Source organism: Enterobacter cloacae complex sp. CDL013 (genome assembly GCF_049238805.1).
GTDB classification, from domain to species: Bacteria; Pseudomonadota; Gammaproteobacteria; order Enterobacterales; family Enterobacteriaceae; genus Enterobacter; species Enterobacter hormaechei_C.
In genome coordinates, this window is sequence record NZ_JBMKGT010000011.1 from 19,275 (window position 1) to 42,672 (window position 23,398).

The following is a 23,398-nucleotide window of genomic DNA, read 5'->3' on the forward strand; positions in this document are numbered from 1 at the left end:
GATTCTTTTTTCCTTCCATTTTTAACCATTAGTCTGAAAACCTCATCCCTATTTACCCCCACGGTAAACCCACTGCTTTAGTTGTGTATACTCGAATCCGCCTGAATTTCTTTTCGGGCAAATCTCCATTCATTCATTGAAGGGAAATTGTTATGAAGAAAGTGCTGCATGGCATTTTTGCCATATCTGCGCTTGCGGCGACGTCTGTCTATGCAGCTCCGGTCCAGGTCGGGGAAGCAGCAGGGTCGGCAGCGACGTCTGCGTCTGCGGGGAGTTCTACCGCAGCCAGCACCAGCGCCGTAAGTTCAGCCGTGGGTGTCGCGCTGGCGGCAACCGGTGGCGGTGATGGCTCCAATACCGGAACCACGACCACTACGACGACCAGCACCCAGTAATACCGGGTGTTTTAATCATAACCACACTTCGGTGTGGTTATTTCGCCCCTTCGGAGAAGAGTCGTGAAGCGACCTGCAATCATCCTGATTTGCCTGCTGTTGCAGGCGTGCTCAGCTACCACCAAAGGGCTGGGCCACTCACTGTGGGACAGCATGTTCGGCACGCCGGGCGTGCATCTGACCGATGACGAACTTCAGAACATGCCGTATGCCAGCCAGTACATGCAGCTAAACGATGGTCCGCAACTGTTTGTGGTGCTCGCTTTCGATGAAAACGGGCAGCAGAAATGGGTGACGCAGGATCAGGCCACCATCGTGACGCAGCATTCCCGCATCGTGAAAACGTTGCTCGGCGGCGACAACCTGCTTGAGGTGAACAACCTGGCTGAAGATCCGCTCATCAAGCCGAATCAGATTGTCGATGGCGCAAGCTGGACGCGCACGATGGGCTGGACCGAGCACAAACAGGTGCGCTACGCCACGGCCCGCTCCACCTTCCGCTGGGACGGTACGGATAGTGTCAAAGTGGGCAGCGACGAAACGCAGGTGCGCGTGCTGGATGAAGAGGTGACAACCGATCAGGCCACCTGGCATAACCGCTTCTGGGTGGACGAAGAGGGGCAAATCCGCCAGTCCTTACAGTATCTCGGTGCCGGTTTCTTCCCGGTGAAGACCACCCTGATCAAGGCGGCGAAATCATGAAAATGTTCATCCACATTGCGCTTCTCGCCAGCCTGGCCTCGCCGCTGGCGTGGTCTGCGGGAACGGTACAGGTCTACACCCCGGACAGCGAAAAACCTAAAACCTTAACCAATGCCGGGCATCTGCTCGATCTGGTGGGGCAGCCGAGGCTGGCGAAAAGCTGGTGGACCGGGGCGGTTATCAGCGAGCGTCAGGCGACGATTGTAGCGGAACAAAAACATCAGGCGCTGCTCGCCCGACTGAGCGGGCTGGCACAACAGGAAGATGCCGACGATGCCGCGGCTATTACTAGCCTGCGTCAGCAGCTTCAGGCGGTTAAGGTGACGGGGCGCCAGAAGGTGAATCTCGATCCCGACGAAGTGCGTGTCGCGGAAAACGGCAATCCGTCGCTGGAAGGGGACTATACCCTGTGGCTTCCGGCTCAGCCTTCCACCGTCACCGTGATGGGGCTTCTCAGCAGCCCTGGCAAAAAGCCGTTTACGCCGGGCCGGGACGTGGCGAGCTATCTCGACGAGCAAAGTCTGCTCAGCGGAGCGGATAAAAGCTATGCCTGGGTGGTCTATCCGGACGGGCATACGCAGAAAGCGCCGGTGGCTTACTGGAATAAACGCCATATCGAACCTATGCCGGGCAGCATCATTTTTGTCGGTTTTGCCGACCATTTCTGGACGAAAGCGTATGACGGGCTTAATGCCGATATCCTTCGCTCCCTGATACAGCGGATACCGGAATAATGAAAAAAACCTATCTCTACAGCATGCTTGCACTGTGCGTGAGTGCCGCCTGTCATGCAGAAACGTATCCGGCACCCATCGGCCCGTCGCAGTCCGATTTTGGCGGCGTGGGCTTACTGCAAACCCCAACCGCGCGTATGGCCCGCGAGGGGGAAATCAGCCTTAACTATCGCGATAACGATCAGTACCGTTACTACTCTGCGTCCGTGCAGCTGTTCCCCTGGCTGGAGACCACGCTGCGCTACACCGACGTGCGTACAAAACAGTACAGCAGCGTAGACGCTTTCTCCGGCGATCAGACCTACAAAGACAAAGCCTTCGACGTGAAGCTGCGTCTGTGGGAAGAGAGTTACTGGATGCCGCAGGTCTCCGTTGGTGCGAAAGACATTGGCGGGACCGGCCTGTTTGACGCGGAATACATCGTGGCCAGCAAAGCCTGGGGACCGTTTGATTTCTCACTCGGTCTGGGATGGGGCTATCTGGGTACCAGCGGCAACGTCAAAAATCCGTTCTGCTCCTACAGTGATAAATACTGCTACCGTGATAACAGCTACCAGAAAGCGGGCTCCATCAACGGCGACCAGATGTTCCACGGCCCGGCCTCGCTGTTTGGTGGTGTAGAGTATCAAACGCCATGGCAGCCGCTGCGCCTGAAGCTGGAGTACGAAGGTAATAACTACAGCGAAGATTTTGCCGGCAAAATTGAGCAGAAGAGCAAGTTTAACGTCGGCGCCATTTACCGCATCACCGACTGGGCCGACGTTAACCTCAGCTATGAGCGCGGTAATACCCTGATGTTTGGCTTTACCCTGCGCACTAACTTTAACGACATGCGGCCGCACTATAATGACAACCCGCGGCCAAAATATCAGCCGGAGCCGCAGGATGCGATCATTCAGCACTCCGTGGTAGCGAACCAGCTGACGCTGCTGAAATATAACGCGGGCCTGGCGGATCCGAAGATCCAGACCAAAGGCGATACGCTGTATGTTACCGGCGAGCAGGTGAAATACCGCGACTCCCGCGAAGGGATCGAGCGCGCCAACCGGATCGTCATGAACGATCTGCCGGAGGGGATCCGCACGATCCGCGTGACGGAGAACCGCCTGAATCTGCCGCAGGTCACCACCGAAACCGATGTTGCCAGCCTTAAGCGTCATCTTGAAGGCGAACCGCTCGGGCATGAAACCGAGCTGGTGCAAAAACGCGTTGAGCCGGTGGTGCCGGAAACCACCGAGCAGGGCTGGTATATCGATAAATCGCGCTTCGATTTCCATATCGATCCGGTGCTGAACCAGTCCGTGGGTGGGCCGGAAAACTTCTACATGTATCAGCTGGGCGCGATGGCGACGGCGGATCTGTGGGTGACCGACCACCTGTTGACCACCGGTAGCCTGTTCGGCAACCTTGCCAACAACTACGACAAATTTAACTACACCAACCCGCCGAACGATTCAAAACTGCCGCGCGTGCGTACCCGCGTGCGTGAATACGTGCAGAACGATATCTACGTGAATAACCTCCAGGCCAACTACTTCCAGTACTTCGGCAACGGTTTCTACGGCCAGGTTTACGGTGGCTATCTGGAAACCATGTTCGGCGGCGCCGGGGCAGAAGTGCTTTATCGTCCTGTCGACAGCAACTGGGCGTTTGGGGTTGATGCCAACTACGTGAAACAGCGTGACTGGCGCAGCGCGCAGGACATGATGAAGTTCACCGACTACAGCGTCAAAACCGGCCACCTGACCGCCTACTGGACGCCGTCGTTCGCGCAGGACGTGCTGGTAAAAGCCAGCGTCGGCCAGTATCTGGCGGGCGATAAGGGCGGCACGCTGGATATCTCCAAACACTTTGACAGCGGCGTTGTGGTGGGCGGCTATGCCACCATCACCAACGTTTCGCCAGACGAGTACGGGGAAGGGGACTTCACCAAAGGGGTGTACGTGTCGATTCCGCTGGATCTGTTCTCATCAGGCCCAACCCGCAGCCGTGCGGCAGTGGGCTGGACGCCGCTGACGCGCGACGGCGGTCAGCAGCTTGGACGTAAATTCCAGCTGTATGATATGACCAGCGATAAGAACATTAACTTCCGCTGATGCTTCACGCCGGGCGGCACTGCGTTTGCCCGGCCTACGGTTTTTGTAGGCCCGGTAAGCGCAGCGCCACCGGGCGAATGCGCCAAACATAAACAAAAAATATAGATCCCCGTCACATTTTTGCGTTATACAGGAACCTCGCCCTGGAGAATGAGGTGCTGTATGACATCCCTGACTCGTCCGCGCGTTGAGTTTATCTCAACGATACTCCAGACCGTACTGAACCTCGGTCTGCTGAGCCTTGGCCTGATCCTGGTCGTTTTTCTGGGTAAAGAGACGGTGCATCTGGCGGATGTGCTCTTTGCTCCTGAGCAAACCAGCAAATACGCACTGGTGGAAGGCCTGGTGGTCTACTTTCTCTACTTTGAATTTATCGCCCTGATTGTGAAGTACTTTCAGTCCGGCTTTCACTTCCCGCTGCGCTATTTTGTCTACATTGGCATCACCGCCATTGTGCGGCTGATCATCGTCGATCATAAATCCCCGCTCGACGTGCTGATCTACTCGGCGGCGATCCTGCTGCTGGTGATCACCCTCTGGCTGTGCAACTCAAAGCGGCTAAAACGCGAATAAAAAAAGGGCGCTCCGAAGAGCGCCTAACAACAGTCACAAGTTGGTTCAATACAATACGTCTAAAGTTGAGGGTTGCAGTGGCATAACAAATGAAACTTAACCTTTCACACCGCCCGCCGTCAGGCCGTTGACCAGCCAGCGCTGGGCCAGCAGGAACACCACGGTAATCGGGATGGCAGAGAGGACGGCCGCCGCGGCAAAGTCGCCCCACAGGTAGTTTTGCGGGTTGAGATACTGCTGCATACCGACGGCCAGGGTGTAGCTGTTTACATCGCGCAGTAACAGAGAGGCGACCGGTACTTCGGTGATCGCCGCGATAAACGACAGAATAAACACCACCGCCAGAATCGGCACCGACAACGGCAGCAGCACCAGGCGGAACGCCTGCCACGGTGTCGCGCCATCCAGTGCCGCCGCTTCTTCCAGCGAGCCGTCGATGGTTTCGAAATAGCCTTTAATGGTCCACACGTGCAGGGCGATACCGCCGAGATAGGCGAAGATCACGCCGCCGTGAGTGTTCAGGCCGATGAACGGCACGTACTGGCCCAGACGGTCAAACAAGGCATATAACGCCACCAGCGACAGTACGGCCGGGAACATCTGGAAAATCAGCATCCCTTTCAGCAGGGTCGCTTTGCCCGGAAAACGCATACGGGCGAAGGCGTAAGCACAGGTGGTGGAGAGCGTCACGATGCCGATGGCTGTGATGGTTGCCACCTTCACCGAGTTCCACAGCCACAGCAGCACCGGGAACGGCGGCGGCGTGACGCGGCCATCCGCGTGTTCCACGCTGAAGCCCAGCGCGAGCTTCCAGTGCTCCCAGGAGATTTCGTCCGGGATCAGGCTCCCGGTGGCGAAGTTCCCCGAACGCAGGGATATGGCGATAACCATCAGCAGCGGGAACATGATCGCCGCGATGAAAATCAGCAGGCCTAAGTGCGTCGCGAGGAGGCGCAGTTTCTGAGATTTGGGTTGTACCATTGCCATGTTCAGTGCCCTCCTTAGTCAAATTTCATACGTGTGGCTTTCAGGTTCACAATCGCCAGGGCGCCCACCAGCAGGAAGATCAGGGTGGCAATCGCCGCCGCCAGGCCGAAGTCCTGACCGCCGCCGCCCTCGAAGGCGATGCGGTAGGTGTAGCTCACGAGCAGGTCGGTATAGCCTGCCGGCGTGGTGGTGCCGAGACGGTCCGGGCCACCGTTAGTCAACAGCTGAATCAGCACGAAGTTGTTAAAGTTAAAGGCGAAGCTGGCGATCATCAGCGGCGTCAGCGGCTTAATGAGCAGCGGCAGGGTAATTTTGAAGAAGTTCTGGAACGGACCCGCGCCGTCCATCGCCGAGGCTTCGTAAAGGTCGTCCGGGATGGCCTTCAGCAGCCCCATGCACAGGATCATCATGTACGGATAGCCCAGCCAGGTGTTCACGATGATAATCATCGAGCGGGCGGTGGTCGGGTCGCTGAACCAGGCCGGTTTGATACCGAACAGCGCGCTCAGCATCATGTTGATTTCACCGAAGCTCTGGTTAAACAGCCCTTTGAAAATCAGAATCGAGATGAACGACGGCACGGCGTACGGCAGAATCAGCAGCACGCGGTAAATCGCTTTGCCCTTCAGGGACTCCCACTGCACGAGGCAGGCCAGCACCATGCCCACGGCCACGGTCAGGATCACGGTCAGTACGGAGAAGACCACCGTCCAGACGAAGATGGCGAAGAACGGTTTCTGGATGCCTTCGTCGGTAAACACGCGGGTAAAGTTGTCCCAGCCGATGGTGACGGTATAGCCCGGGCTGAGTTTGTCATCCCCCCAGCTGCCGTCGGCATTCACCGACTGATAGAAACCAATATCGTTGTTCGGGCGGTACTTCACGCCGCTCTGGTTGTTGGTCAGCGTGCCGTCATCCGCCAGGGTATAGAGCGGTTGGGTGCCGGAGAACTGGCGCAGCGAGCTCATGATCACTTTGCTTTCGTCTGGCAGTACGGCGGTGAGCTGGGTCAGTGCCTGGCGATTCTGGGTGATGATACGCAGGTTGGCACGTTCACCTTCCGGCAGGGCCGCAGCCTCTTTTAAGGTCAGCTTCTGCTCACCGCCAAATTTGAACGCGTCGGAAAGATAGGTTTTGCCGCTCTCACCGTCAGTGAGCGCTAACTTCCACTCATCACCCGCAGGATACAGGCCGAAGTTAAAGGTTTTACCCGCCTGATAAGAACGGTCCAGAAGCACCTGGGTGGCACGCTCCTGCGCGAGCTGGTTGGTGCTGCTGTAGTTGGTAAAGGCAATCGCGATGGTGCAGATCAGCGGAAAGAGGACAAACAGCCCCATCCCGGCAACGCCCGGGTAAACATAGCGCCAGGCATACGCTTTACGGTTGGCGAAAATATACAGGCCAACCGAGCTTAAAATCAGCGTCATGATGGCGAATAGGTATTCCCCTTGCACGTACATTAAAACAACAAGGTAACCCACCAGCAGACACAGCAGACCTATCACTGACCACTTCAGTGCGTCGCTTTGCCACCAGTGTTTCTTTTTAATGACATCCATGGGGTTCTTCCTCTACAACGGTGGAAACTTATCGTCAGGTGGCGCTGCGCTTACCTGACCTACGGATCGTGCCGTAGTCGTAGGGCGGGTAAGCGCATGCGCCACCCGCCGTTTTTCAGACTTACTTAGTAATACGACCCTGAGCATCTTTCAGCGCGGCATCGACAGTCTGGCGACCGCTTGCAGCGTTGATGACGGCGGTACGGGTGGCGTACCAGAATGCAGCCATCTGAGGGATGTTCGGCATGATTTCGCCTTTCTGGGCGTTATCCATGGTGGCCGCAATACGTGGATCTTTCGCCAGCTGATCCTGGAAGGATTTCAGCGCAACGGCGCCCAGCGGTTTGTCCTTGTTCACTTCATCCAGACCCTGATCGGTCAGCAGGTAGTTTTCGAGGAACTCTTTCGCCAGCTCTTTGTTCGGGCTGGCGGCGTTGATGCCTGCGCTCAGCACGCCCACGAACGGTTTAGACGGTTTGCCGTTGAAGGTTGGCAGCAGGGTCACGCCGTAGTTGATTTTGCTCTTGTCGATGTTGGTCCAGGCCCACGGACCGTTGATGGTCATCGCGGTTTCGCCTTTGTTGAACGCCGCTTCCGCGATGGAGTAGTCAGTATCCGCGTTCATGTGTTTGTTCTTAATCAGGTCAACCAGGAAGGTCAGACCTTTTTTCGCGCCCGCACTGTCCACGCCCACGTCTTTCACGTCATATTTGCCGTTTTCAAACTTGAACGCGTAGCCGCCGTCGGCAGCAATCAGCGGCCAGGTGAAGTACGGTTCTTGCAGGTTGAACATCAGAGCGGATTTACCCTTCGCCTTCAGCTCTTTATCCAGAGCAGGGATCTCTTCCCAGGTTTTCGGTGGGTTTGGCACCAGGTCTTTGTTGTAAATCAGTGACAGGGCTTCAACCGCTATTGGGTAAGCGATCAGCTTGCCGTTATAGCGAACGGCGTCCCAGGTGAACGGGAACAGTTTGTCCTGGAAGGCTTTGTCTGGCGTAACTTCTGCCAGCAGGCCAGACTGCGCGTAGCCCCCGAAACGGTCATGCGCCCAGAAGATAATGTCCGGACCATCGCCCGTTGCCGCAACCTGCGGGAACTTCTCTTCCAGTTTGTCCGGGTGCTCTACGGTGACTTTGATACCGGTGTCTTTCTCGAATTTTTTGCCCACTTCGGCCAGACCGTTATAGCCCTTGTCGCCGTTAATCCAGATAACCAGCTTACCTTCTTCAATTTTGGCGAGAGCCGGTGCGGAAATCATCATTGCTGCGAGGGCGGACAATGCGAAAACGCGTGCGCCAGTCTTGATCTTCATATCTGCCATCCTTTATTGGTGATGTGCTCGTGGATACATAAGGTGGTTCAACGTGACTCAGTCTCCTTATTTGACATCCTCTTTCCATCCTCCCAGTCCCTACGCCCCACCCCCTGTTTGTGTGATCCCTGTAACATAAATTTAAGTTATGAGTGCTGGCGCACATAAAAACCCACTGAATTTTGCAGGCCGCTTCACGATTTTCGCCTCGGCCCCTCAGCTGCGGTCGCAGAGCCTGCTCTCTCATCCTCCCGCCTCCTCCCCCATAAAAAAGCCGGGGGGTGGAGGATTCACGAAAGTAATGGAACACGCATAGTGAACTTATCTTGAATGTTTCTGTCGGTGACAGGTTGTAACGAAGGGAGAAGGGCATGGCGAGCGTACAGCTGCGTAATGTAACGAAAGCCTGGGGCGACGTAGTGGTGTCAAAAGACATCAATCTGGACATCCACGAAGGTGAATTTGTGGTGTTCGTGGGTCCATCAGGCTGTGGTAAATCGACTCTGCTGCGTATGATTGCCGGTCTTGAAACCATCACCAGTGGCGATTTATTTATTGGTGATACCCGAATGAACGACATCCCGCCAGCTGAACGCGGCGTGGGCATGGTGTTCCAGTCTTATGCGCTTTATCCGCATCTTTCCGTTGCCGAGAACATGTCCTTTGGCCTGAAGCTGGCCGGCGCGAAAAAAGAGACCATTAACCAGCGCGTCACCCAGGTGGCGGAAGTGCTTCAGCTGGCACATCTGCTGGAGCGTAAACCGAAGGCGCTCTCCGGCGGTCAGCGTCAGCGTGTGGCGATCGGCCGTACGCTGGTGGCCGAGCCGCGCGTGTTCCTGCTCGATGAACCTCTCTCTAACCTGGATGCCGCCCTGCGCGTCCAGATGCGTATCGAAATCTCCCGTCTGCACAAACGCCTTGGACGCACGATGATTTACGTCACCCACGATCAGGTCGAAGCGATGACGCTGGCCGACAAAATCGTGGTGCTGGATGCCGGTCGCGTGGCGCAGGTGGGCAAACCGCTGGAGCTGTATCACTACCCGGCAGACCGCTTTGTTGCGGGCTTTATTGGCTCGCCAAAGATGAACTTCCTGCCCGTAAAAGTGACCGCGACGGCAATCGAACAGGTACAGGTGGAGCTGCCAAACCGTCAGCAAGTCTGGCTGCCGGTCGACAGCGCCAACGTACAGGTGGGGGCCAATATGTCCCTCGGTATCCGTCCTGAGCATCTACTGCCAAGCCACATTGCGGATGTGACGCTGGAAGGTGAAGTTCAGGTCGTCGAACAGCTTGGTCACGAAACACAGATTCATATCCAGATCCCCGCCATCCGTCAGAACCTGGTCTACCGCCAGAATGACGTGGTGTTGGTAGAAGAGGGTGCCACATTCGCTATCGGTTTGCCGCCAGAGCGTTGCCATCTGTTCCGTGAGGATGGCACTGCATGTCGTCGGTTGCACAAAGAGCCAGGCGTTTAAGCATTCCAATTACAAAGAAAAGCAATGATCTCAGGAGATAGAATAATGATTACTCTGCGCAAAGTCCCTCTGGCTGTCGCCATTGCGGCAGGCATCCTGTCTGCCCAGGCGGGCGCCGTAGACTTTAAAGGTTATGCTCGTTCCGGCATTGGCTGGACCGGAAGTGGCGGTGAACAACAATGTTTCCAGGCAACAGGCGCACAAAGTAAATACCGTCTCGGTAACGAATGTGAAACCTACGCCGAACTGAAACTGGGCCAGGAAGTGTGGAAAGAAGGCGACAAGAGCTTCTATTTCGACACCAACGTAGCGTACTCCGTTTCTCAACAGAATGACTGGGAATCCACCAGCCCGGCCTTCCGTGAAGCTAACGTGCAGGGTAAAAACCTGATTGAATGGCTGCCAGGCTCTACCATCTGGGCCGGTAAGCGCTTCTATCAGCGTCATGACGTACACATGATCGACTTCTACTACTGGGATATCTCTGGTCCTGGTGCCGGTATTGAAAACATCGATCTGGGCTTTGGTAAACTCTCTCTGGCAGCGACCCGTTCTTCTGAGTCCGGCGGTTCTGCAACCTTCGCCGATCGTGATGCGAACGGCGACCGTATTTATGACAACGTGGTACCAAACGATGTCTTCGACGTCCGTTTAGCCGGTCTGGAAACCAACCCGGGCGGTACGCTGGAGCTGGGCGTTGACTACGGTCATACCAACATTCCTGACGACTACTATCTGCAACCTGGCGTCTCTAAAGATGGCTGGCTGTTCACCGCTGAACACACCCAGAGCATGATGAAAGGATTCAACAAGTTCGTACTGCAATACGGTACGGATTCCATGACCTCTAACGGTAAAGGTATTCCACAGGGCGGCAGCATCGATAACGACGGCTCTATGTGGCGCGTGCTGGACCACGGTGCAATCACCCTGGCAGACCGTTGGGACCTGATGTACGTCGGTATGTACCAGAACATCGATCGTGACAACAACAACGGTACCGAGTGGTGGACCGTGGGTGTTCGTCCAATGTTCAAATGGACGCCGATCATGAGCACCTTGCTGGAAGTGGGCTACGACAACGTTAAGTCTCAGAAAACTGACGACAAAAACAGCCAGTACAAAATCACCCTGGCACAGCAATGGCAGGCAGGCGACAGCATCTGGTCCCGTCCGGCTATCCGTGTCTTCGCAACCTACGCGAAGTGGGATGAGAAATGGGGCTATGCAAACAACGACTCAGGTGCAGGTTACACCTCTGGCGTAGCGTATAGCGACACCTCCGCGAAAACCTTCAGCCGTGGCGACAACGATGAGTGGACCTTCGGCGCCCAGATGGAAATCTGGTGGTAATTCGTCGAGCCTGACGTAATGACCTGAAAAGAGGGGCGTAAGCCCCTCTCTCCTTAGGGTGCTGCGCGCTATTGCCTGGCCACCGCAGTGCTCACGCTATCAGAGGTAATAACAATGAAAATGAAGAAAAGTCTCGTCGCGCTGTGCCTCTCTGCGGGGCTGTTGGCCTGTGCGCCTGCGCTCACCTATGCAGATGTGAATTTTGTTCCTCAAAATACCAGTGCTGCGCCAGCTATTCCGGCTGCGGCACTTCAGCAACTGGTGTGGACGCCAGTTGATCAGTCGAAAACGCAAACCACGCAGCTTGCCGCTGGCGGTCAGTCGCTGAACGTGCCGGGTATCAGCGGTCCGGTTGCGGCTTTCAGCGTGCCGGCGAATATCGGCGAGCTGACCCTGACGTTAACCAGTGAAGTCAATAAACAGACCAGCGTCTTCGCGCCTAACGTGCTGATCCTCGATCAGAGCATGACGCCATCCGCATTCTTCCCAAGCGACTATTTCAGCTATCAGGAGCCTGGCGTCATGAGTGCCGATCGGCTGGAAGGCGTTATGCGCCTGACGCCAGCCCTGGGTCAGCAGAAGATTTATGTCCTGGTGTTCACGACTGAAAAAGATCTGCAACAGACAACGAAGCTGGTTGATCCGGCGAAAGCCTACGCAAAAGGCACCGGTAACGCTGTCCCGGATATCCCGGATCCGCATGCTCGCCATACTACCGACGGCCTGATCAAGCTGAAAGTCTCTACCAACAGCGCCTCCAGCGTACTCGTAGGCCCGCTGTTTGGCTCATCTGGCCCGGGGCCGGTAACGGTGGGTAATACTGCCGCGCCTGTGTATGCCGCGCCAGCCGCAACACCGGCCGCGGCTCCGGCCCCGGCGAAAAAAGCCGAGCCGGTGCTTAACGATACTGAAACGTACTTTAACAACGCCATCAAGCAGGCAGTTAAAAACGGCGATGTCGATAAAGCGCTGAAACTGCTTGATGAAGCCGAGCGTTTAGGTTCAACCACTGCCCGTTCCACCTTTATCAGCAGTGTAAAAGGCAAGGGGTAACCGTCTCCCCACAGTGCTGATTTTGTTAGTCGTTTGGTGCGCCTTCACGGGCGCACTTTTTTTGGCTAAGTTGCACCATTGTTGCGATAGTGATCGTTAAATTCTGTTTGTCCGTCCTCATTTTGCCAATCTGCGATACAATGCTTTTACGTTATGTATCGGAGAGTCTGGCATGTCACACCCCGCGCTCACGCAGCTGCGTGCGCTACGCTATTTCGACCACATCCCTGCGCTTGACCCGGAACAGCTGGACTGGCTGCTGCTGGAAGATTCCATGACAAAACGTTTTGAGCAACAGGGTAAAACGGTCACGGTGACGATGATTCAGGAAGGGTTTGTCTCGCCTGCGGAGATTGCCAGCGAGCTGCCGCTGCTGCCGCAGGAAGAACGCTACTGGCTGCGTGAAATTTTACTCTGTGCGGATGGCGAGCCGTGGCTTGCCGGGCGGACGGTGGTTCCTGAGTCTACACTTTCCGGGCCGGAGCTGGCATTGCAACGCCTCGGCAAAACGCCCCTGGGGCGCTATCTGTTCACCTCGTCTGAACTGACCCGTGATTTTATTGAAATTGGTTGCGATGCCGATTTGTGGGGGCGCCGTTCCCGCCTTCGTTTGAGTGGCAAGCCGTTAATACTGACGGAACTCTTTTTGCCTGCATCGCCGTTGTACTAAGAGGGAGAGAAAATGGAGTGGAGTCTGACGCAGAATAAGCTGCTGGCCTATCACCGCCTGATGCGTACTGATAAACCCATTGGCGCGCTGCTGCTGCTGTGGCCGACCTTATGGGCGCTGTGGGTTGCCACGCCGGGCGTGCCGCCGCTGTGGATCCTGGCGGTATTTGTGGCGGGCGTCTGGCTGATGCGCGCTGCGGGCTGTGTGGTCAACGACTATGCTGACCGGAAATTTGATGGACATGTTAAGCGCACCGCGAATCGTCCTCTGCCGAGCGGTCAGGTGACCGGGAAAGAGGCGCGCATTCTGTTTGTGGTGCTGGTGCTTCTCTCTTTCATGCTGGTGTTAACCCTTAACACCATGACCATTCTACTGTCCGTTGCGGCTCTGGCGCTGGCCTGGGTTTACCCGTTCATGAAGCGATACACCCATCTGCCGCAGGTGGTATTGGGTGCGGCATTTGGCTGGTCGATTCCCATGGCGTTTGCCGCGGTCAGCGAGTCCGTTCCGCTCAGCTGCTGGCTGATGTTCCTGGCGAATATTCTCTGGGCCGTTGCGTACGATACCCAATACGCGATGGTCGATCGCGATGACGATCTCAAGATTGGCATCAAATCGACGGCGATCCTGTTTGGTCGTCACGACAAGCTGATCATCGGCATATTACAGGTGGCGGTGCTGGCGCTGATGGTGGCGATTGGTCGCCTGAACGGGCTGAACTGGGAGTTTTACTGGTCCGTACTGGTGGCGGGGCTGCTGTTTGCGTATCAGCAGAAGCTGATCGCGAAGCGCGAGCGTGAAGCCTGCTTTAAAGCGTTTCTGAATAATAACTACGTCGGGCTGGTGCTGTTTCTGGGCCTGGCGATGAGTTACTGGTCATAAAAAAGCCGGGTGGCGGCTTCGCCTTACCCGGCCTACGATTTAGCGGAACATGTAGGTCGGGTAAGCGTTAGCGTCACCCGGCTTTAGCATCATTCGCCCTGCGTCGAACTCTCAATCGTTAAACGCACATCCGCGGTAATCAGCTCTGCCAGCATCTGGTAAACCTTCATCGTCTCTTCCGGCTCGGCATCGCCCGTATCGCTAATGTACCCTTCGTCGCGCAGCGTCAGCACCAGGGAGCTGAATACCGCTTTGTCGAAGAATTCCGGGGCGTTAATGCCATGCAGAACGGAGAGGCGCTGGGCCAGCGTCCGGCTCTCTTTTTCCAGCGTACCGCGGTTGATGGACGGATTTGCACTCAGCAACCAGAAGGTAATGGCGTAGCGCTGCAACGTCTCACGCGCACCGGAAGCCAGGAGCTGCAAGGTACGTGAACGTGACGGATTGATATGTAGTTCATCATCACTGATGGTAATCAGCCCCTGACGATGCATCTCTGCCGTCATTTTATCGAGCTCTGCCGCCAGTTCATCCTTACTCCAGCGCAGGAACAGCTCCGCTTTCAGCATCGGGTAGATGGCCTGAATATGGCGCAGCAGCTCCTGACGCGAAATACGGCGGTGCTGGGTAATAATGGCCGCCATCAGCGACGGCAGCATCAGCATGTGCGTGATGTTATTACGGTAGTAGGTCATCAGCACGGCCTGCTCGCGCGGCAGAATGATGATGTCACCAATCGTATCTTTCTCGACTTCGAACTTGTTCATCTGCAACGCGTGATCGATCAGCTCGCTGGCGGTGGCAGACGGCACGGTCGAATCCACGGAATACGGCACGTTGCGCATGATATCCAGGTAGCAGTCAATCTGCTCGGTCAGCTGTTCGCGGGTCAGTGAACGCTGGCGAGAGGCCAGAAGCGCAGTACAACACAGGTTCATGGCGTTTGCCGCACCAGCATTGTTGATGCGTACCATCAGCTCGGATGCAATGCCGTTGACCGTTGGCGTCAGCCAGGCCGGACGTACCGCTTCGATAGGATCGATAGACTCGCGCCACTCCGGAACATGATGGTTCAGATATGTCATTAGCGGCAGGGGCTCGCCAAAGTTCACGTATCCCTGGCCGAGGTTGCGCAATTTACTCAGCCCACGCAGCATCTGCGGCAGACTCTCTTTCTCTTTAGTCGCACCGCGCAGCTCTTTCGCGTAGGTGCCCACTTCCATCACGTGTTCATAACCGATGTAAATCGGCACCAGCGTGATAGGACGGGTACCGCCACGCAGCATGGCCTGAATGGTCATCGACAGCGTGCCGGTCTTTGGATCGAGCAGACGACCGGTACGCGAGCGACCGCCTTCAACAAAGTACTCCACAGAATAACCGCGGCTGAACAGCTCGCCCAGATACTCCCTGAAGACGGTGGAGTAAAGCTTGTTACCTTTAAAGGTACGACGAATGAAGAACGCACCCAGACGGCGGAAAATCGGGCCTGCTGGCCAGAAGTTCAGGTTGATACCGGCAGCAATATGCGGTGGCACCAACCCCTGGTGATAGAGCACGTAAGAGAGCAACAAGTAGTCCATGTGGCTGCGGTGGCAGGGCACATAGACAATCTCGTGGCCGTCGTGCGCTAACTGACGCACGCGTTCGGCGTTGTGGACGTTAATCCCCTGATAGAGGCGGTTCCACGTGAAGCCGAGGATACGGTCAGAGAGGCGAATCATCTCGTAGGAGAAGTTCGCGGCGATCTCTTCCATCAGCGCGATTGCGTTCTGCTGCGCTTTCTCGTGCGAAATTTTCTTGCTGCGCGCTTCGTCTTCTACGGCACGGGCAATCGCTTTGGAAGCCAGCAGCTTGTTGAACAGATCCTGACGTGCCGGGAGACGTGGTCCAACGGCCGCCAGACGCTGACGTGCAAAGTGCATACGCGCAACGCGCGCCAGCTTTTGCGCAATGATTTTGTCAGTGCCGTGTTCATCCGCCATGCGGCGCAGTGAAACGGAAGGTGAGAAGCGGACAAAACTGTCGCGTCCCAGCCAGGAGACGGCGAAAAACTTCTGAATGCCGTTGAGCATACGCAGCGGCGGGTTCTCTTCCCCTTTTTCGCGCCCCGGACGACGGCCAAACATCACCGACACCGGCACCATCTGCACGTCCAGATCGGGGTTGCTGCGGTGCAGATCGAGGTAATCATGGAACAGCTTAATGGACTCTTCTTTCGGCGTGTAATAGGTGAACACGCGCGGCCCGCCATGGATGAACACGTAGCGTGGCAGCAGCGTACCGTCGACTTCCAGCGGTTCAAGTGGGTCAGGTAAATCGTGCGCCAGACATTGAGCGCGAAGCGTCAGCAGGTCTGCCTTCGAGTTATAAGGCAAAACGTACATAATAGGGCGCGACGTATCGAGCCCTAATTCCAGCGCAGGTTCTGCTGGGATAGACTTACTTTTTACCAGGACGCTTAATGGTAAATTAAGTAATTTGTAGTAAATTCGTGGCCAGCCGGACATAAACGATGTAAAGCCTCTGGTTAATAATGCAATTGCGGCGCAAGGATAACAGAAAGCGCGCAAAATTTCTGTTGTTACCCGTCATACTTCAGGTTGCAGCAAAACGCGCTGCGGCTTTAGTTACAGACGCTATTTATCATAAAAGGTTCTTTTAATGGCCAATAATACCACTGGGTTAACTCGAATCATTAAAGCTGCCGGTTATTCATGGAAAGGTTTCCGCGCTGCATGGGTTAATGAAGCCGCTTTCCGCCAGGAGGCGGTTGCTGCAATCGTTGCCGTTGTCATCGCCTGCTTCCTTGATGTTGATGCTATCACCCGCGTACTGCTCATCGGATCTGTCTTTCTGGTGATGATAGTGGAAATTCTTAATAGCGCTATTGAGGCCGTTGTTGACCGAATCGGGTCGGAATTCCATGAATTGTCTGGCCGGGCGAAAGACATGGGTTCCGCTGCCGTACTGCTGGCGATTATCACTGCGGCGATCACCTGGGTCACGCTGCTTTGGTCGCATTTCCGATGAGCCTCGAGGAATAATTAAGTCCCTGGTTTTTTGTGCAGTTTTTGGTTCCAAAATCGCCTTTGACTGTATATACTCACAGCATAACTGTATATACACCCAGGGGGCGGTATGAAAGCGTTAACGACCAGGCAGCAAGAGGTGTTTGATCTCATTCGGGATCATATCGGCCAGACGGGTATGCCACCCACGCGTGCAGAAATTGCGCAGCGTCTGGGCTTCCGTTCTCCTAATGCTGCCGAAGAGCACCTTAAAGCGCTGGCGCGTAAGGGCGTGATTGAGATTGTTTCCGGCGCCTCACGCGGTATTCGTCTGCTGGTGGAAGAAGAGAGCGGTATTCCGCTGGTGGGTCGCGTAGCGGCAGGTGAACCTCTGCTGGCGCAGCAGCACATCGAAGGGCACTATCAGGTTGATCCAGGCATGTTCAAGCCGAGCGCCGATTTCCTGCTGCGCGTTAGCGGAATGTCCATGAAAGATATCGGTATTCTGGATGGCGATCTGCTGGCGGTACACAAAACGCAGGACGTGCGTAACGGGCAAGTCGTGGTGGCGCGCATTGATGATGAAGTGACGGTTAAGCGCCTGAAGAAACAAGGCAATACCGTGCAGCTTCTGCCTGAAAACAATGAATTCTCCCCGATTGTGGTGGATCTCCGCGAGCAGAGCTTCTCTATTGAAGGACTGGCGGTCGGCGTTATCCGCAACGGTGAATGGCTGTAATCTCTTCCTGACAGGCTGTAGTTCCTCTACAGCCTGGCCTGTTTTCTGATTCCGGTAATTTCCATGGCATTGCTAACTTCTGCCGATAAGGCGTTGTGGCGTCTTGCGCTACCGATGATTTTTTCCAATATTACCGTTCCTCTGCTTGGGCTGGTGGATACGGCGGTTATCGGGCATCTCGATTCGCCGATTTATCTCGGCGGCGTCGCGATCGGCGCAACGGCGACCAGCTTTCTCTTTATGCTGCTGCTTTTTCTGCGCATGAGTACGACGGGCCTGACGGCCCAGGCGTATGGTGCAAAAGATCCCCTGCGTCTGGCGCGTGCGCTGGTTCAGCCGCTCATTCTGGCGTTCGGTGCTGGCGCGTTAATCGTTCTGTTGCGTACGCCGCTGATTGATCTTGCGCTCCATATTGTAGGCGGCAGCGATGCCGTACTGGAACAGGCCCGGCGGTTCCTCGAAATTCGCTGGCTCAGCGCGCCCGCTTCACTGGCAAACCTGGTCCTGCTGGGCTGGCTGCTGGGCGTGCAGTACGCCCGCGCGCCGGTGATCCTGCTGGTGGTGGGCAACCTGCTTAACATTGTGCTCGATCTGTGGCTGGTGATGGGGCTGCACATGAACGTCCGGGGCGCGGCGCTGGCCACGGCAATTGCCGAGTACGGTACGCTGCTGATCGGTTTGGGGATGGTCTGGCGCGTGCTGGCGATGCGCGGTATCACCCTGGATCTGCTGAAATCGGCCTGGCGCGGCAACATTCGTAAGCTGCTGGCGCTTAATCGCGACATCATGCTCCGTTCTCTCCTGCTGCAACTCTGCTTTGGCGCCTTAACCGTTTTTGGTGCGCGTCTTGGGCCTGAGATCGTTGCCGTCAACGCAGTGCTCATGACGTTACTGACCTTTACCGCTTACGCGCTGGATGGTTTTGCTTACGCCGTCGAGGCGCATTCAGGGCAGGCCTATGGCGCGCGTGAAAGCGGCCAGTTACGTGAAGTCTGGCGTGCTGCCTGTCGTCAGGCGGGTCTGGTGGCGCTGGCCTTTGCTCTGGTATACGCCTGTTTTGGTGGGCATATTGTCGCACTACTCACCTCGTTGCCCGCGCTACGTGAGCTGGCCGATCGCTACATCCTCTGGCAGGTAGTATTACCGGTGGTGGGTGTGTGGTGCTATTTGCTGGACGGCATGTTTATTGGTGCGACGCGAGGGGCGGAGATGCGCAACAGCATGGCCGTCGCGGCGGCGGGGTTTGGCCTGACGCTGCTGACCCTGCCGTATCTCGGCAATCATGGTCTGTGGCTGGCGCTGGCGGTGTTTCTCTCACTGCGTGGCCTTTCGCTGGCCGTTATCTGGCATCGTCACTGGCGAAACAATACCTGGTTTCCAGCCCCGCACGATATATCGTAACGGTTAAAGATTCCGAATATAAAAACAACTACCGAATCCTTAACTACAATAATAATCACGTCCAGCAGAAAAGAACGTAGCGGGCGATACTCATAGACGCTTAACACGAGGACACGATTATGAATAAAGACGAAATCGGCGGCAACTGGAAGCAATTCAAAGGTAAAGCGAAAGAACAGTGGGGTAAGCTGACAGATGACGATATGACCGTCATTGAAGGTAAGCGCGATCAGCTGGTAGGTAAAATCCAGGAGCGCTACGGTTACGAAAAAGATCAGGCGGAAAACGAAGTCAAAGACTGGGAAACCCGTAACGACTACCGCTGGTAACCGGTACTATCCCCAAGGGCGGCCCTGAGCCGCCTTTTTCTTTGGCTTTAACGCGGCTTTTTCTTCACCAGGATAGAGTGATCGTGCTGACAGTCATCCTGATGACGGCATGACTCCACCTCCACGCAGGCAGAACATAAGCCGTGGGCTTCAATCACGTTATGGCGCAGCGCAAAGCCCATTCTGGCTGCCAGCGTATGCATAATATCTTCCACACCTTCCGCACACTCTTCCTTCACCACACCACAGCGATCGCAGATAAACATGGCGGACGTGTGAGTTGGCTGGTCAAAAAGATGGCACAGCACATAGCTGTTTGTTGATTCCACTTTATGCACAAACCCTTGCTCCAGCAGAAAATCCAGCGCCCGATAAACGGTCGGCGGTTTTGCCTGCGGCTCGCTTTCACGCAGCAGATCGAGCAGATCGTAGGCGCTGATGGCGCCCTGTTGCAGGCTCATCAGACGTAGTACTTCAAGGCGCTGCGGGGTCAGGCGCACATTGCGTTGCGCGCACAGCTTTTCAGCTTGCGCTAACAGCTCTTTTGTGGACTTGTCCATCGGGCACCTCGGATGTGGTAAGGGGTGAAAACTCTCACTTTATCATGTTCTGCTAAAAACACCGAGATCCGCCAGGCTGTGCTATACCTGACGCATCGCAAATCAAGAGATCGCAAAATGAAATGACCTGACTGTATTCGGCACTGGCGGGACGTGGAAGGCGCTGATGACGCAACGTATCCTGACAGCAACGAACGTTTTTCTATTGGCGCGCCGCTGGCCCGCAAACTGGGTCTCGGCCGCATTGGTATTCACCATGAACGGCTGCCGCCCGGACGCCGCACATCTTATCCGCATGCGGAAAGCGACGAAGAGGAGTTTGTTTACGTTCTGGAGGGTTACCCTGAGGCCTGGATCAATGGCTATTTATGGAAGCTCGAACCCGGAGACAGCGTGGGATTTCCAGCCGGGACGGGCGTGTGTCACACCTTTATCAACAATACCGATGAAGAGGTGCGCTTACTGGTGGTGGGTGAGGCCAATAAAAAACATAACCGTATCTACTATCCGCTCAATCCGGTGTATGCCGCGACGCGCGAAGACCGCTGGGTCGACCATCCGCCTCAGTTTTTTGGGCCGCACGATGGAAAACCTGGGCGAAAATAATTTCCTCTTCTATAAATATTGATGGTCGTCACATATTACAACAGGCCGGGATGGAATTTAACTTAAGGAAATAGCGGGTCTTTTTGCACTTATTCACAGCAATAGTTCGTTCCTGTTTGGGTGATAACAGACAGGGTTAACTAATAACAAACTATTTACGAGCACACTGTGAAAAAACATTTTAAATTTTCGATGGTTAGCATCGCTGTCTCCTTTTTTATGGCAAATCAGGCGGGAGCAGCCAATACCTGGACGGAAGCGCGTAGCGACGCAATGGGCGGAACGGGTGTCGCGGCAGGGAGCTATGGCAGCGGGGCGTTAATCAACCCCGCGTTGCTGGCAAAATCTAAACCGGACGATAGTGTCACTGTGATCCTGCCGTCCATTGGTGCGCAGATTTCAGATAAAGACAATCTTCGGGATAAGATTGATGACATCAGTGATGATGTGAATAACTATCGCAGCACACTGAATAATATTAATCCTGTCGATCTTTTTAACCCTTCAAGCCCTGCCTCTTTGCAGGTCTCTTCGGCGGCAGGCGATCTTGCCGATCAACTGGATTCATTGAAAGGGAAAACCGCCAGCGGTAAAGCAGGAGGGGGGATCGCCGTAAGCATTCCTAATGATGTACTTTCAGTCGCTTTTGTAGCGAAAGCCAATGCGCGTGCACGCGTGAGCTCTTATATCGATCAGGGCGATATCGATAAGCTACGTTTAGTAGAGGCTACGCCCGTTGCCGTATTTGGCGTTAACCCGAATGATCTCAAATCAAAAGGGTATGGCCGTGCAGCAATCGTTTCGGATTATGGTGTTGCAATCGCACGTCAGTTTGATCTTAGCGGTGTGCCGGTTTCCGTCGGCATCACCCCGAAGCTACAAAAAACATGGCTTTATAACTACACCGTTTCTATCTACAACTTTGACAGTGATGATATAAACAGTAGCCGTTACCGCAATGATGACACCGGGTTTAACGTTGATGCTGGCCTTGCGGCAGACTTTGGGGAAAACTGGACGGTCGGCCTGACCGGTCAGAATCTCTTCTCTCGCGATATCGACACCAAAGAAGTGGATGGGGTACGCGATACCTATCAAATTAGTCCTGTCGTCACTGCCGGGGCCGCCTGGCATAACGATCTGGTCACGCTTACCGCAGACGGCGATCTGACCGAAACCAAGGGCTTTAAAAGCGAAGACACCTCCCAGTACGTTGGCGTCGGTGCCGAAGTCACGCCGCTGAGCTGGCTGGCAGTACGCGCCGGTTATCGTGCGGATATGAAAGGGAACGACAGCAACGTCTTTACCGGCGGTGTCGGTTTCGCGCCGTTCAACGCCGTCCACGTTGACCTGATGGGGCTTTATGGCGAAGACGAGACCTGGGGCGCAGGGGCACAGTTGAGCATGACGTTCTAAAGTCCACCGGAGGCGCTGCGCCTCCGGCTTTTCTTTATGCTATAGTAGCGCCCCTTTTCCACCAGATGCTTAAAACTTCGCCATGTCGTCAGAATTCCAGACCGCTTTCCCTGCACACCGTTTCTCCATTGCGCCAATGCTCGACTGGACGGACAGACACTGCCGCTATTTCCTGCGCCAGCTCTCCCGCCATACGCTGCTGTACACCGAAATGGTCACTACCGGCGCAATTATTCATGGCAAGGGCGATTATCTGGCGTACAGCGAAGAGGAGCATCCGGTTGCGCTGCAACTGGGTGGCAGCGATCCGGCTGCGCTGGCGCAGTGCGCGAAGCTGGCTGAAGAACGCGGCTATGACGAGATTAACCTCAACGTCGGTTGCCCGTCCGACCGTGTGCAAAACGGTATGTTCGGCGCGTGTCTGATGGGAAATGCACACCTGGTGGCGGACTGCATCAAAGCGATGCGCGACGTCGTCTCTATCCCGGTTACGGTCAAAACCCGTATCGGCATAGACGACCAGGACAGCTACGAGTTTCTGTGTGATTTCATCAACACCGTATCAGGGAAGGGTGAATGCGAGATGTTTATCATCCACGCCCGTAAAGCCTGGCTCTCTGGCCTCAGCCCGAAAGAAAACCGCGAGATCCCGCCGCTGGACTACCCGCGCGTGTACCAGCTGAAACGCGACTTCCCACACCTGACCATGTCGATCAATGGCGGTATTAAGTCGCTGGACGAGGCCAAAGCGCACCTCGAACATATGGATGGCGTGATGGTCGGACGCGAGGCGTATCAGAATCCGGGCATTCTGGCGACGGTTGACCGGGAAATCTTTGGCGTTGAGGGTGCTGACACCGATCCCGTGGCCGTAGTGCGCGCCATGTATCCGTACATTGAGCGCGAGCTGAGTCATGGTACGTATCTGGGCCACATTACCCGCCATATGCTTGGCCTGTTCCAGGGCATTCCTGGTGCGCGCCAGTGGCGTCGTTATCTCAGCGAGAACGCGCATAAAGCCGGTGCGGATATTGAGGTACTGGAACACGCGCTGCGTCTGGTTGCGGATAAACGTTAAATTTCGCTAAAAGATGGTCAAATACGCCACGCCCTGCAACACATTGCGGGGCGTTTTGCTTTCAGAACAACAACTTATTTTTGGCATGATTCTTGTAACGATCGCAGCATCATTCGGGAACTCGTGGGAGAGCACCATGCTTGAACTACTTTTTGTGATTGGTTTCTTTATCATGCTGATGGTCACGGGCGTGTCGCTGCTCGGTATCCTGGCCGCGCTCGTTGTGGCCACGGTGGTGATGTTTGTCGGCGGTTTATTTGCCCTGACGATTAAACTCTTGCCGTGGTTACTTCTGGCGATTGCGGTGGTATGGGCGATACGGGCGATTAAATCGCCAAAACTGCCCAGTTATCAGCGTAATAACCGCTTCCGTTACTAAGGTATTGAGGGGTACGTCACATACCTGCAACTTTTCCGGCAGCAATCCTTAGAACAGAATAGGATTTACTTATCGAATCTGT

23 protein-coding genes are annotated in these 23,398 nt (G+C 55.4%); 18 read left to right on the forward strand and 5 right to left on the reverse strand.

Going from position 1 to position 23,398, the window contains the following annotated elements; genetic code table 11:
• The first annotated feature begins 152 nt into the window (after nt 1-152).
• The 5 genes from yjbE to psiE all read left to right on the forward strand — a co-directional run bounded on the left by yjbE (nt 153) and on the right by psiE (nt 4,500).
• Nucleotides 153-395: an exopolysaccharide production protein YjbE gene (gene yjbE, locus ACOTXD_RS20035; RefSeq protein WP_061856769.1), complete on the forward strand. Its 243-nt coding sequence runs from the start codon at nt 153-155 to the stop codon at nt 393-395.
• Nucleotides 396-458: 63 nt separating this feature from the next.
• Entirely contained in the window at nt 459-1,097 is a 639-nt protein-coding gene (locus ACOTXD_RS20040) for a YjbF family lipoprotein (RefSeq protein WP_003860339.1), read from the forward strand.
• Nucleotides 1,094-1,831: a capsule biosynthesis GfcC D2 domain-containing protein gene (locus ACOTXD_RS20045; RefSeq protein ID WP_023315215.1), complete on the forward strand. Its 738-nt coding sequence runs from the start codon at nt 1,094-1,096 to the stop codon at nt 1,829-1,831. Before ACOTXD_RS20040 ends, ACOTXD_RS20045 begins: the two co-directional genes overlap by 4 nt.
• The gene (locus ACOTXD_RS20050; RefSeq protein WP_061856768.1) at nt 1,831-3,927 is read left to right on the forward strand and encodes a YjbH domain-containing protein; all 2,097 of its coding nucleotides are present in this window, start codon (nt 1,831-1,833) and stop codon (nt 3,925-3,927) included. The genes ACOTXD_RS20045 and ACOTXD_RS20050 overlap by 1 nt, the downstream gene beginning before the upstream one ends.
• A 162-nt stretch (nt 3,928-4,089) precedes the next feature.
• Nucleotides 4,090-4,500, forward strand: a complete 411-nt coding sequence (psiE, locus tag ACOTXD_RS20055; RefSeq protein ID WP_000202963.1) for a phosphate-starvation-inducible protein PsiE — start codon at nt 4,090-4,092, stop codon at nt 4,498-4,500.
• A 96-nt stretch (nt 4,501-4,596) separates the two neighbouring features.
• Here psiE and malG read toward each other — a convergent pair whose 3' ends face one another.
• The 3 genes from malG to malE form a co-directional block, all read right to left on the reverse strand.
• Nucleotides 4,597-5,487: a maltose ABC transporter permease MalG gene (gene malG / locus ACOTXD_RS20060; RefSeq protein WP_003860332.1), complete on the reverse strand. Its 891-nt coding sequence runs from the start codon at nt 5,485-5,487 to the stop codon at nt 4,597-4,599.
• A gap of 14 nt (nt 5,488-5,501) precedes the next feature.
• Nucleotides 5,502-7,046, reverse strand: coding sequence for a maltose ABC transporter permease MalF (gene malF, locus ACOTXD_RS20065; RefSeq protein ID WP_003860331.1), 1,545 nt, complete (start codon nt 7,044-7,046; stop codon nt 5,502-5,504).
• 121 nt (nt 7,047-7,167) lie between these two features.
• Entirely contained in the window at nt 7,168-8,358 is a 1,191-nt protein-coding gene (malE, locus tag ACOTXD_RS20070; protein ID WP_003860330.1) for a maltose/maltodextrin ABC transporter substrate-binding protein MalE, read from the reverse strand.
• Between the two features lie 371 nt (nt 8,359-8,729).
• Between malE and malK the strand changes: the two genes are divergently transcribed.
• The 5 genes from malK to ubiA all read left to right on the forward strand — a co-directional run bounded on the left by malK (nt 8,730) and on the right by ubiA (nt 13,797).
• Nucleotides 8,730-9,839 (forward strand): maltose/maltodextrin ABC transporter ATP-binding protein MalK, encoded by a 1,110-nt coding sequence (malK, locus tag ACOTXD_RS20075; RefSeq protein WP_003860329.1) that lies wholly within the window; start codon nt 8,730-8,732, stop codon nt 9,837-9,839.
• Between the two features lie 42 nt (nt 9,840-9,881).
• Nucleotides 9,882-11,192 carry a maltoporin gene (locus ACOTXD_RS20080; protein ID WP_421766482.1) on the forward strand — a complete coding sequence of 437 codons (1,311 nt, stop codon included), beginning with the start codon at nt 9,882-9,884 and terminating at the stop codon, nt 11,190-11,192.
• Between the two features lie 114 nt (nt 11,193-11,306).
• On the forward strand, nt 11,307-12,245 hold the full coding sequence (gene malM, locus ACOTXD_RS20085; RefSeq protein WP_003860327.1) for a maltose operon protein MalM: 939 nt from the start codon (nt 11,307-11,309) through the stop codon (nt 12,243-12,245).
• A gap of 172 nt (nt 12,246-12,417) precedes the next feature.
• Nucleotides 12,418-12,915 (forward strand): chorismate lyase, encoded by a 498-nt coding sequence (gene ubiC / locus ACOTXD_RS20090; RefSeq protein ID WP_022646736.1) that lies wholly within the window; start codon nt 12,418-12,420, stop codon nt 12,913-12,915.
• A gap of 12 nt (nt 12,916-12,927) precedes the next feature.
• Entirely contained in the window at nt 12,928-13,797 is an 870-nt protein-coding gene (gene ubiA, locus ACOTXD_RS20095) for a 4-hydroxybenzoate octaprenyltransferase (RefSeq protein WP_023315219.1), read from the forward strand.
• Nucleotides 13,798-13,886: 89 nt separating this feature from the next.
• Here the strand turns inward: ubiA and plsB are convergent, their stop codons facing one another.
• Nucleotides 13,887-16,307 (reverse strand): glycerol-3-phosphate 1-O-acyltransferase PlsB, encoded by a 2,421-nt coding sequence (gene plsB / locus ACOTXD_RS20100; RefSeq protein WP_003860322.1) that lies wholly within the window; start codon nt 16,305-16,307, stop codon nt 13,887-13,889.
• 154 nt (nt 16,308-16,461) lie between these two features.
• Here plsB and ACOTXD_RS20105 point away from each other — a divergent pair, with 154 nt between their 5' ends.
• From ACOTXD_RS20105 to ACOTXD_RS20120, 4 genes are all read left to right on the forward strand, one after another.
• Nucleotides 16,462-16,830 carry a diacylglycerol kinase gene (locus ACOTXD_RS20105; protein ID WP_003860321.1) on the forward strand — a complete coding sequence of 123 codons (369 nt, stop codon included), beginning with the start codon at nt 16,462-16,464 and terminating at the stop codon, nt 16,828-16,830.
• A gap of 108 nt (nt 16,831-16,938) precedes the next feature.
• Entirely contained in the window at nt 16,939-17,547 is a 609-nt protein-coding gene (lexA, locus tag ACOTXD_RS20110; protein ID WP_003860318.1) for a transcriptional repressor LexA, read from the forward strand.
• Between the two features lie 63 nt (nt 17,548-17,610).
• The gene (gene dinF, locus ACOTXD_RS20115) at nt 17,611-18,948 is read left to right on the forward strand and encodes an MATE family efflux transporter DinF (protein ID WP_045350760.1); all 1,338 of its coding nucleotides are present in this window, start codon (nt 17,611-17,613) and stop codon (nt 18,946-18,948) included.
• Nucleotides 18,949-19,067: 119 nt separating this feature from the next.
• Entirely contained in the window at nt 19,068-19,277 is a 210-nt protein-coding gene (locus tag ACOTXD_RS20120; protein WP_003860314.1) for a CsbD family protein, read from the forward strand.
• Nucleotides 19,278-19,324: 47 nt separating this feature from the next.
• On the opposite strand, the gene zur is transcribed toward ACOTXD_RS20120, so the two are convergent.
• Nucleotides 19,325-19,837 (reverse strand): zinc uptake transcriptional repressor Zur, encoded by a 513-nt coding sequence (gene zur, locus ACOTXD_RS20125; RefSeq protein WP_003860309.1) that lies wholly within the window; start codon nt 19,835-19,837, stop codon nt 19,325-19,327.
• Between the two features lie 135 nt (nt 19,838-19,972).
• On the opposite strand from zur, the gene ACOTXD_RS20130 reads away from it, so the two are divergent.
• The 4 genes from ACOTXD_RS20130 to pspG all read left to right on the forward strand — a co-directional run bounded on the left by ACOTXD_RS20130 (nt 19,973) and on the right by pspG (nt 23,316).
• Nucleotides 19,973-20,443 (forward strand): cupin domain-containing protein, encoded by a 471-nt coding sequence (locus ACOTXD_RS20130; RefSeq protein WP_241237781.1) that lies wholly within the window; start codon nt 19,973-19,975, stop codon nt 20,441-20,443.
• A 168-nt stretch (nt 20,444-20,611) separates the two neighbouring features.
• Nucleotides 20,612-21,859, forward strand: coding sequence for a conjugal transfer protein TraF (traF, locus tag ACOTXD_RS20135; protein WP_003860305.1), 1,248 nt, complete (start codon nt 20,612-20,614; stop codon nt 21,857-21,859).
• An 82-nt stretch (nt 21,860-21,941) separates the two neighbouring features.
• Entirely contained in the window at nt 21,942-22,937 is a 996-nt protein-coding gene (gene dusA / locus ACOTXD_RS20140; RefSeq protein ID WP_003860304.1) for a tRNA dihydrouridine(20/20a) synthase DusA, read from the forward strand.
• Nucleotides 22,938-23,073: 136 nt separating this feature from the next.
• The gene (pspG, locus tag ACOTXD_RS20145; protein ID WP_003860302.1) at nt 23,074-23,316 is read left to right on the forward strand and encodes an envelope stress response protein PspG; all 243 of its coding nucleotides are present in this window, start codon (nt 23,074-23,076) and stop codon (nt 23,314-23,316) included.
• The last annotated feature ends 82 nt before the right edge of the window (nt 23,317-23,398 follow it).

What these genes read in the sequence shown, in the direction of transcription:
- yjbE (WP_061856769.1), top strand. Translation starts at nt 153, where the DNA reads ATGAAGAAAGTGCTGCATGGCATTTTTGCCATATCTGCGCTTGCGGCG.
- ACOTXD_RS20045 (WP_023315215.1), top strand. Translation starts at nt 1,094, where the DNA reads ATGAAAATGTTCATCCACATTGCGCTTCTCGCCAGCCTGGCCTCGCCG.
- ACOTXD_RS20050 (WP_061856768.1), top strand. Translation starts at nt 1,831, where the DNA reads ATGAAAAAAACCTATCTCTACAGCATGCTTGCACTGTGCGTGAGTGCC.
- psiE (WP_000202963.1), top strand. Translation starts at nt 4,090, where the DNA reads ATGACATCCCTGACTCGTCCGCGCGTTGAGTTTATCTCAACGATACTC.
- malG (WP_003860332.1), bottom strand. Translation starts at nt 5,487, where the DNA reads ATGGCAATGGTACAACCCAAATCTCAGAAACTGCGCCTCCTCGCGACG.
- malF (WP_003860331.1), bottom strand. Translation starts at nt 7,046, where the DNA reads ATGGATGTCATTAAAAAGAAACACTGGTGGCAAAGCGACGCACTGAAG.
- malE (WP_003860330.1), bottom strand. Translation starts at nt 8,358, where the DNA reads ATGAAGATCAAGACTGGCGCACGCGTTTTCGCATTGTCCGCCCTCGCA.
- malK (WP_003860329.1), top strand. Translation starts at nt 8,730, where the DNA reads ATGGCGAGCGTACAGCTGCGTAATGTAACGAAAGCCTGGGGCGACGTA.
- malM (WP_003860327.1), top strand. Translation starts at nt 11,307, where the DNA reads ATGAAAATGAAGAAAAGTCTCGTCGCGCTGTGCCTCTCTGCGGGGCTG.
- ubiC (WP_022646736.1), top strand. Translation starts at nt 12,418, where the DNA reads ATGTCACACCCCGCGCTCACGCAGCTGCGTGCGCTACGCTATTTCGAC.
- ubiA (WP_023315219.1), top strand. Translation starts at nt 12,928, where the DNA reads ATGGAGTGGAGTCTGACGCAGAATAAGCTGCTGGCCTATCACCGCCTG.
- plsB (WP_003860322.1), bottom strand. Translation starts at nt 16,307, where the DNA reads ATGTCCGGCTGGCCACGAATTTACTACAAATTACTTAATTTACCATTA.
- ACOTXD_RS20105 (WP_003860321.1), top strand. Translation starts at nt 16,462, where the DNA reads ATGGCCAATAATACCACTGGGTTAACTCGAATCATTAAAGCTGCCGGT.
- lexA (WP_003860318.1), top strand. Translation starts at nt 16,939, where the DNA reads ATGAAAGCGTTAACGACCAGGCAGCAAGAGGTGTTTGATCTCATTCGG.
- dinF (WP_045350760.1), top strand. Translation starts at nt 17,611, where the DNA reads ATGGCATTGCTAACTTCTGCCGATAAGGCGTTGTGGCGTCTTGCGCTA.
- ACOTXD_RS20120 (WP_003860314.1), top strand. Translation starts at nt 19,068, where the DNA reads ATGAATAAAGACGAAATCGGCGGCAACTGGAAGCAATTCAAAGGTAAA.
- zur (WP_003860309.1), bottom strand. Translation starts at nt 19,837, where the DNA reads ATGGACAAGTCCACAAAAGAGCTGTTAGCGCAAGCTGAAAAGCTGTGC.
- dusA (WP_003860304.1), top strand. Translation starts at nt 21,942, where the DNA reads ATGTCGTCAGAATTCCAGACCGCTTTCCCTGCACACCGTTTCTCCATT.
- pspG (WP_003860302.1), top strand. Translation starts at nt 23,074, where the DNA reads ATGCTTGAACTACTTTTTGTGATTGGTTTCTTTATCATGCTGATGGTC.